General features: G+C 61.1%; 8 protein-coding genes. 7 read left to right on the top strand and 1 reads right to left on the bottom strand.

Going from position 1 to position 7,673, the window contains the following annotated elements; translation table 11 throughout:
* The 4 genes from GPK39_RS02350 to GPK39_RS02335 form a co-directional block, all read left to right on the top strand.
* Nucleotides 1-183, top strand: a 183-nt coding sequence (locus GPK39_RS02350) for a hypothetical protein (RefSeq protein ID WP_215673627.1), incomplete at its 5' end; no start/stop codon positions are given.
* Between the two features lie 125 nt (nt 184-308).
* On the top strand, nt 309-773 hold the full coding sequence (gene purE, locus GPK39_RS02345) for a 5-(carboxyamino)imidazole ribonucleotide mutase (protein ID WP_006235810.1): 465 nt from the start codon (nt 309-311) through the stop codon (nt 771-773).
* A 36-nt stretch (nt 774-809) separates the two neighbouring features.
* On the top strand, nt 810-1,808 hold the full coding sequence (locus GPK39_RS02340) for a class B sortase (RefSeq protein WP_215673626.1): 999 nt from the start codon (nt 810-812) through the stop codon (nt 1,806-1,808).
* 50 nt (nt 1,809-1,858) lie between these two features.
* Nucleotides 1,859-2,278, top strand: a complete 420-nt coding sequence (locus GPK39_RS02335) for a molybdenum cofactor biosynthesis protein MoaE (RefSeq protein ID WP_229042267.1) — start codon at nt 1,859-1,861, stop codon at nt 2,276-2,278.
* A gap of 99 nt (nt 2,279-2,377) precedes the next feature.
* Here the strand turns inward: GPK39_RS02335 and GPK39_RS02330 are convergent, their stop codons facing one another.
* Complete coding sequence (locus GPK39_RS02330; protein WP_215673625.1) at nt 2,378-3,607, bottom strand: putative ABC transporter permease; 1,230 nt, start codon at nt 3,605-3,607, stop codon at nt 2,378-2,380.
* Between the two features lie 285 nt (nt 3,608-3,892).
* Here GPK39_RS02330 and GPK39_RS02325 point away from each other — a divergent pair, with 285 nt between their 5' ends.
* From GPK39_RS02325 to purN, 3 genes are all read left to right on the top strand, one after another.
* Nucleotides 3,893-5,563, top strand: a complete 1,671-nt coding sequence (locus GPK39_RS02325; protein ID WP_215673624.1) for an amidophosphoribosyltransferase — start codon at nt 3,893-3,895, stop codon at nt 5,561-5,563.
* A gap of 157 nt (nt 5,564-5,720) precedes the next feature.
* Entirely contained in the window at nt 5,721-6,824 is a 1,104-nt protein-coding gene (purM, locus tag GPK39_RS02320) for a phosphoribosylformylglycinamidine cyclo-ligase (RefSeq protein WP_215673623.1), read from the top strand.
* Complete coding sequence (gene purN, locus GPK39_RS02315; RefSeq protein ID WP_055285383.1) at nt 6,814-7,515, top strand: phosphoribosylglycinamide formyltransferase; 702 nt, start codon at nt 6,814-6,816, stop codon at nt 7,513-7,515. The genes purM and purN overlap by 11 nt, the downstream gene beginning before the upstream one ends.
* Nucleotides 7,516-7,673 lie beyond the last annotated feature (158 nt).

Below are 7,673 nucleotides of genomic sequence, written 5' to 3'. Positions count from 1 at the left end.
AGATTCGACAAGGGGCGACCATTGTGCAATCGCAAGAAGATGACGGGGCGGAATGTCAATCCTGGTCTAACAGAGCCTTATTATTTCAGCCAACGTACGTCATGGCAATATCCGGTAGGTCGCAGGGCGCTTCGCGGGCGGGCCAGGCTCTATCTGAACGACTTTGCGAAGCAACCGGAGTGAAGATAAAGCCTGGCCCGCCCGCGAAGCGCCACAGAGACCGCAGGGACGGGAGCAGCTATACTACTCTCAGTAGTTAAGGGTCGCGGATTCGCCGCGTCACCGCTCTCAACAGGAGGTCTTTGTTTATGGCAGATCAGAAGCCGGTTGTCGGGATCATCATGGGCTCCAAGTCCGATCTGGGCGTTATGGAAGGTTGCACTGCCGAGCTCGAGGCACTGGGCGTGCCCTATGAGCTCGTCATTGCAAGCGCGCATCGCACGCCGGCGAAGGTCCATGAGTGGGCCTCGACTGCTGCCGACCGCGGCATCAAGGTGATTATCGCCGCCGCCGGCAAGGCTGCTCACCTGGGTGGTGTCGTGGCTGCGTTTACGCCGCTGCCGGTTATCGGCGTGCCTATGAAGACGAGCGATCTGGGTGGTATGGACTCGCTGCTGTCGATGGTGCAGATGCCTTCGGGCGTGCCCGTTGCCTGTGTGGCCATCAACGGTGCCAAGAACGCTGCCATTTACGCCACGCAGATTCTGGGCGCATGCGACCCCGAGTACCGCAAGGTTATCGAGAAGATGAAGCAGGAGATGGCTGACGCCTAAGCGCTCTGCCAGTCCATTTGTAGCATAAGGAGAGCCATGTCCGACTATCAGGGAAAGCGTTTTTCGGCTTCTCGGATTCCCGATCCAGCCAAGTCGGGAGCAGCTCGCGTGCCGCAGCAGGGTCGGATATCCTCTCCTCAGCAGCCACGCGCGCCGCGCCCCGTGACGCCGGCGAAGCATCGTCGTCAGGATGCACCTGCTGCATATCGCCCCTCGTCATACAGTGCGGCCAAGAAGTCGCCTCGCTCTTCGGCGCATACCGCGCCATCGAGCTATACCGAGCCGCCGCGCAAAAAGCGCCGCTCCGTCATTCCCATTCTGCTCATCATCATCGGCATTGGCCTGATCGTTGCTGCGGCCGCCATCTTTATCAACGCGCAGATTGGCTATAAGCAGGCGAGCGAGTCGTATCAAAAAATCGAAAAGCAATATGTGAGCGACAAGGACGCCAGTGGCGTGCCAATTATCGACTTCAATGCGCTTGCCCAGACAAATCCCGAGGTTGTGGGTTGGATTTACGCGCCCGGCACCAATATCAACTACCCCGTGGTGCAGACCAACAACAACTCCAAGTACCTTAACACGCTGTTTGACGGTACGGCCAATGCGTCGGGCGCCATCTTTTTGGATAGCGACGATACCGCGCCGGGCATGGTGGATCAGCAGACCACGATTTACGGTCATCATATGAACGACGGTTCGATGTTCAACGTGATTTCGGATACGACCGATCAAGCGACGTTCGACAGCATGGACTACGTGTACTACATCACACGTGACGCGACGTATAAGCTGCGTCCGCTGGCGACCAAGGTGGTCGAGGACACGTATGCCAAGGCGCGCACGCCCAACTTTGAGGGCGATGACGGACTGAAGAATTATCTGTCCGAGATGCTCGACGGTGCCTCTGCCGTGGCGAGCGATGCCAGCGATCGTGCCGCTTCGGCAACCAAGGTCGTAACGCTTGTGACCTGCCGTTCGCTGTCATTTAGCAATACGCGCGCCGTCATGGTGCTCACGCCGGTCGAGGAATAAAGTGTCCGGGCCCCGTCCCAAAAAGACTACCCTGGAAATCAAAAGGAGAAATGATGCTTGAAAGCGGCAAATCGATGCCTTCGGTTGATGCTTGGCTGCGCGAAGCCAAGGCCGATGTTTCGGCGGCTGATTGTGGGATGTACCTGACACACAACGGCGTGGTGCGTGCGACGCCCAAGGCCGAGGTGCGTGGGGTCGAGACAGATGGTGTGGCGCCTGGGCATAAGGTGGGCGGCATGGTGTTTGGCTTCGATGCCGAAAAGGTGCAGGCCGCTATCGAGGCAACGCGCGCGATGCCGGGTATCGGCTATGTGCGCGTGTGGCTGGCGAGTGGCGAGCTTACCGTGGGCGACGACATCATGCTCGTACTCATTGGCGGAGACATTCGCCCGCATGTCGTCGATGCGCTGCAGGCGCTCGTCGGTACCATCAAAAATGAGTGTGTGAGCGAGGTCGAGCGCGAGGCGTAAGGCCGGCAGCAGCACTCGCCAACAAAAAGCCCGCTGGCAGTTCAATCAGTCTGCCAGTGGGCTTTTCTGTGCGTTGAAAAATCTCGGCATTGCGTGGCGCTACACGCGCGTCGCATCCTTGGGGCTCATGGTCATGCTCTGGAAGCGGTTCTCCATGTAATCGTTATCGAAATACTTGCCGTAGAACTGCGCGACGGGAATATCCGGCTCCGTGCCGTTGACGCGCTGGTACCAGTAGTCGAGCGACTGTAGCGTCATGATGCCGTCGACCAGCATAATGACGGTAAAGATGACGGTAGCCGAGTAGCGGCTTTTCCACGGAATCATGTTGATGAGCTTGAGCAGCCTCGGCAGCAGCAGCTTGATCCAGATAAGGCCACCCAGGCCCCACAGGCAGGCAAAGCCCGTGCAGGTGCGTCCGCCCGTAAGGACGGCGAGTGGGTCGGGCATGCCGAACAGCTTCATGTGCGAGTAGCTCCACGAGACCACGCCAAATGAGGTCTGCATAAACCAGCCCACGAACACCTCAAAGCTCGCGCCGAGCACAGCGCTTACCAGGAAAATGATGATGGGGTTCTTTTTATAGAAGCGGTTGAGCACCATGGTCATGAGTACGGCACCAAAGCCATAGATGGGGCTGAAGGGACCGAACAGCATGCCGGCGCGGTCCTGGTAGACGCCTGGATCGTCGACCGTCATGTGCCAGATGTCCTCGGCGATCAGGCCGAGCACGCAGCAGACGAGGAATACCCAGAACAGGTTGAAGTAGTTGAGCTTGATGTAGCCCTCGCCGGTTTCATCGCGGCCGAGCATACCCTCGTCGGCGGCGTCGCGGTCGAGCATCTCCTGCAGGCGGCGCTGGAGTTCGCGCTCCTGGCGCAGCGTGGGGTCGACGGTGGCCGAAAGCGCGATGAGGATACCGAGCTGAATAGCGGGACGAAGCAAGAAGAGCCCGATACCCTGGAGCATCACGTCGACCAAAAGCTCGACGACGGTGAATGCAATAAGGATGTAGGACAGGCGGGCGGCGTTGCGGCGCTGGTTTTTGATAAGGTCCAGGCCAAAGATGATCAGGATGACGGCACTTGCCGCAGAGAGCATGATGCCGGCGACGATGAGTCCAACCGAGACCAGCATATTGTCGCCGAGTTTTTCGGCGGCGTTGCCGTTGATGAGCGCGGTGATGACCTGCCACATAAAGGCGGCGACCGACGGGAGTGTGCCCACGCCGGACAGGATGCACAGGACGGCGTACACTTTAATGATGAGGGGAATCTTCTTGACCTCCGTGGCGCTGGGGACGCTGGGGTCGAGTTCGTTTCGATCCATACAGAACCTTTCTCGCTTTGTCCTAGGTTACTAGGATACGCCGCCGACCTGCCAAAAGACAGGACGAACGTCCCAATTGCAACTTTGTAATCCCCAACGGTGGACGCGGCGGCCATCTGGGGGCGCGGGCGCTTGCACTGGGCAGACCGATAAAATGTTTGGCCGCAAAACGGATTATTAGCTCGGTGGGCTTTTAAAAAGCGCTGCTCATGCGCTGGGGAGCGCGTCGCGCCGTGCGTATAATAAGGCGGGTAACGCCAAAATACGAGGCTCTGAGGGGATGCCATGTCTCAAGAAACCATCCGCGCGGCCGAGCGTGCCGCGGGACAGGTGAACACCATGTCGACGTATGATCCGGACTCCGACCAGCTGCATGAGGAATGCGGCGTTTTTGGTGTGTGGGCGCCCGATCGCGACGTGGCTCGACTGACGTACTTTGGCCTGCGTGCACTGCAGCACCGTGGCCAAGAATCGGCGGGAATCGCCGTTGGTGACGGCGGTACGGTTATGGTCCGCAAGGATCTGGGCCTGCTCGACCGCGTGTTCTCCAATGCCGACTTGTCGACGCTCTCCGGTCAGCTGGCCGTGGGTCATGTGCGCTATGGCACCGCCGGCGCCAAGAGCTGGGAAGCCTCTCAGCCGCACCTCTCTACCATCAATAGCGTCATTATCGCGCTCGCGCACAACGGCACCCTCGTCAACACCGACGAGCTGCGTCGCCAGCTGATCGAGCTGGGCGTACCGTTCCTCTCCAACTCGGATTCCGAGGTCGCGACCAAACTCATCGGCTACTTTACTCAGCGTACTGGCCATCTGCGCGAGGGCATTCGCAAGACCATGGAGCTCGTGCGCGGCGGCTACGCCATGACACTCATCAACGAGCAGGCGCTCTACGCATTCCGCGACCCGCACGGCATTCGCCCGCTCGTGCTGGGCAAGCTCGTGGACGAGGGCCTGGATCAGGCCGACGCCGCATCCGTTTCGCAGCTGCCGTCGCAGGACGGCGCCGCGACGGTCGACGCCACCACCCATGTCACCCGCGCCGGCGGCTGGGTCGTCGCCTCCGAGACTTGTGCGCTCGACATTGTGGGCGCGGAGTACGTCCGCGACGTCCGTCCCGGCGAGATTTTGCGCATCAGCGCCGAGGGCCTTGTGTCTGAGCAAGGCGTGCCTGCCGCCGAAGAGCCTGCTAACTGCATCTTTGAGCAGGTCTACTTCGCTCGCCCCGACTCCATCATGAACGGCAAGAGCGTCTACGCCTGCCGCTATGACATGGGTCGTCAGCTGGCACATGAGGAGCCCGTCGAGGCCGACCTGGTCATCGGCGTGCCCGACTCCGGCCTGCCGCCCGCGGAGGGGTATTCGCACGAGAGCGGTATTCCCTTTGGCGAGGGCCTTATCAAGAATCGCTATGTGGGCCGTACGTTTATCGAGCCTACGCAGGAGCTGCGTGCCATGGGCGTGCGTATGAAGCTCAACCCGCTGCGCGACAACATCGAGGGCAAGCGCCTGGTCGTCATCGACGACTCCATCGTCCGCGGCACCACCATGGTGCAGCTCGTCAAGATGCTGCGCAACGCCGGCGCCAAGGAGATTCATATCCGCATCAACTCGCCCGAGGTCATCTGGCCGTGCTTCTACGGCATCGATACCGACGTGCAGTCGCAGCTTATCAGCGCCAACAAGACGGTCGACGAGATTTGCGAGTATATCGGCGCCGATTCGCTGGCCTTCCTTTCGGTCGAGGGCCTGCTGAAGGTCATGCCCAAGGGCGGCTACTGCGACGCGTGCTTTACCGGACGCTACCCCGTGGCGATTCCCGAGAGCTTTGGCCGCGACAAGTTCATGGAGGGCTTTAAGCCCCGCAACCTGGACAAGCCGCTGCACTTTGACGACGACGCCGTGGTCGAGAAATACGACGACCGCAGCTGGGAAGAGGAGCACGGCGAGGCCTAAAGCCTGCCATGTAGGGACAGGTTTATTTTGGTAGGTTTTACCTGCCGTTTTGTTGATATGACGGCGCGTGCTGTTATGGCTCGCGCCAAAATGAACGCAACTATGAGCACCGTTTGGCGCCCGCGCGGCACCACGGTAGTGGGAGAGGAAGGCTCAGATGAGCGACAGCAAGCATGTGACGTACGAGGACGCCGGCGTCGATACCGCCGAGGGCGGCCGCGCCGTCGACGCTATTAAGCAGATGGTCAAGGACACCAACCGCCCCGAGGTTATCGGCGGCATCGGTGGCTTTGGTGGCCTGTTCTCGGCCGCCGCGCTTAAGGATATGGAAGACCCGATCTTGATCAGCGGTACCGACGGCGTGGGCACCAAGCTCGTGCTCGCCCAGATCATGGACCGTCACGAGACGGTGGGTCAGGACCTGGTCGCCATGTGCGTCAATGACATTTTGGCTTCGGGCGCCGAGCCGCTGTTCTTCCTGGATTACGTTGCCATCGGTCACATTGAGGCCGAGCACATGGCAAAGATCATCAAGGGCGTGGCCGACGGCTGCAAGCTCGCGGGTTGCGCGCTCGTGGGCGGCGAGATGGCCGAACACCCGGGCGTCATGGCCCCCGCCGATTACGACCTCGCCGGCTTTACCGTGGGCGTCGTCGATCGTCCCAAGATGCTCGACCCCGCGAACGTTCGCCCCGGCGATGTGATCCTGGGCCTGCCCTCCACCGGCGTGCACTCCAACGGATACTCACTCGTGCGCAAGGTTATCGGTGTCGACGGCATCAAGCCGGGCACGCCCGAGGCTGCCGCTAAGGCCGAGGAGCTGAGTCGTCCGCTCGAGGAGCTCGGCGGTGCTTCGCTGGCCGACGCCCTGCTGGCTCCCACGCGCATTTATGTGAAGCCGATTCTGGAGCTGCTCCACGGTGGCGCCAACGTTCATGCCATTGCCCATATCACCGGCGGCGGTATTACCGAGAACCTCAACCGCGCGCTCGCCGACGACGTCGATGCCGTGGTCACCCGCAACGGCGCCGAGATGGGCTGGGATGTTCCGCCCGTCATCACCTACGTGTCGCGTCAGGCCGAGCTCGCGCCCAACGAGGCATGCAAGACCTTCAACATGGGCGTCGGCCTGTGCCTGATTGTCGCCCCCGAGGACGAGGCTGCCGTGACCGAGGCCCTGGTCGCTCTGGGCGAGAAGCCGTTCCGCGTGGGCGAGTGCGTCGAGGGTTCCGGTAAGGTCGTGTACTCCGATGAGCGCTAACGAGCAGATGGCTGCTGCCGAGGGTCTGGGTTTTGTGCCCTACACCCGTCCGACCGGCACCGATACGGCCGAGCCGCTCAAGATCGGCGTGCTCATCAGCGGTTCGGGTACCAACCTGCAGGCGCTGATCGACCTGATCGCCGCCGGCAAGCTCAACGCCTCGATTGAGCTTGTGGTGTCGAGCCGTCCTTCGGCCAAGGGCTTGCAGCGTGCCGAGCGCGCGGGCATCCAGACACTCACGCTGTCCAAGGATGTCTACGCCGACCCCATCGCAGCCGACGAGATCATCGCGCATGAGCTGCTCGAGCGCGGCTGCGAGTACGTGGTGATGGCCGGTTACATGCGCATGGTGCACACGCCGCTGCTGGCGGCGTTCCCCAACCGCGTGGTCAACCTGCATCCGGCACTGCTGCCGAGCTTTACCGGTGCCCATGCGATCGACGATGCGTTTGCGCGCGGCGTCAAGGTGACCGGCGTGACCGTGCACTTTGCCAACGAGATCTACGACAACGGTCCCATCATCGCCCAGCGTGCGCTGGCTGTTGAGGAGGGCTGGGACGTCGACACGCTCGAGGAGCACATCCACGCGATCGAGCATGTGCTGTATCCCGAGGTCGTGCAGATGCTCGCCGACGGTCGCGTTCACGTGCTGGAGAGCGGCAAGGTCGCAATTGATGCGCCTCGCGGCTAGTGGCGCACAGTACAATTTAGCCGAGTAGTCAGGGTGGTCATTGGCGCCAAGGCGCAAGTGGCCATCCTTTGTTTTAGGTAGTCATTGGGTGTTCCTATAGTTTTGTCAACCGTCGGGGCTACTCCCGGTAGGGCACCCGGTCGCGCATCACGGCGTAT

The organism is Collinsella aerofaciens (genome assembly GCF_018785245.1).
Taxonomy (GTDB): Bacteria; Actinomycetota; Coriobacteriia; order Coriobacteriales; family Coriobacteriaceae; genus Collinsella; species Collinsella aerofaciens_AD.
This window is presented reverse-complemented; position numbering and strand designations above follow the sequence as displayed.

What these genes read in the sequence shown, in the direction of transcription:
- purN (WP_055285383.1), top strand. Translation starts at nt 6,814, where the DNA reads ATGAGCGCTAACGAGCAGATGGCTGCTGCCGAGGGTCTGGGTTTTGTG.
- GPK39_RS02340 (WP_215673626.1), top strand. Translation starts at nt 810, where the DNA reads ATGTCCGACTATCAGGGAAAGCGTTTTTCGGCTTCTCGGATTCCCGAT.
- GPK39_RS02335 (WP_229042267.1), top strand. Translation starts at nt 1,859, where the DNA reads ATGATGCTTGAAAGCGGCAAATCGATGCCTTCGGTTGATGCTTGGCTG.
- purM (WP_215673623.1), top strand. Translation starts at nt 5,721, where the DNA reads ATGAGCGACAGCAAGCATGTGACGTACGAGGACGCCGGCGTCGATACC.
- purE (WP_006235810.1), top strand. Translation starts at nt 309, where the DNA reads ATGGCAGATCAGAAGCCGGTTGTCGGGATCATCATGGGCTCCAAGTCC.
- GPK39_RS02325 (WP_215673624.1), top strand. Translation starts at nt 3,893, where the DNA reads ATGTCTCAAGAAACCATCCGCGCGGCCGAGCGTGCCGCGGGACAGGTG.
- GPK39_RS02330 (WP_215673625.1), bottom strand. Translation starts at nt 3,607, where the DNA reads ATGGATCGAAACGAACTCGACCCCAGCGTCCCCAGCGCCACGGAGGTC.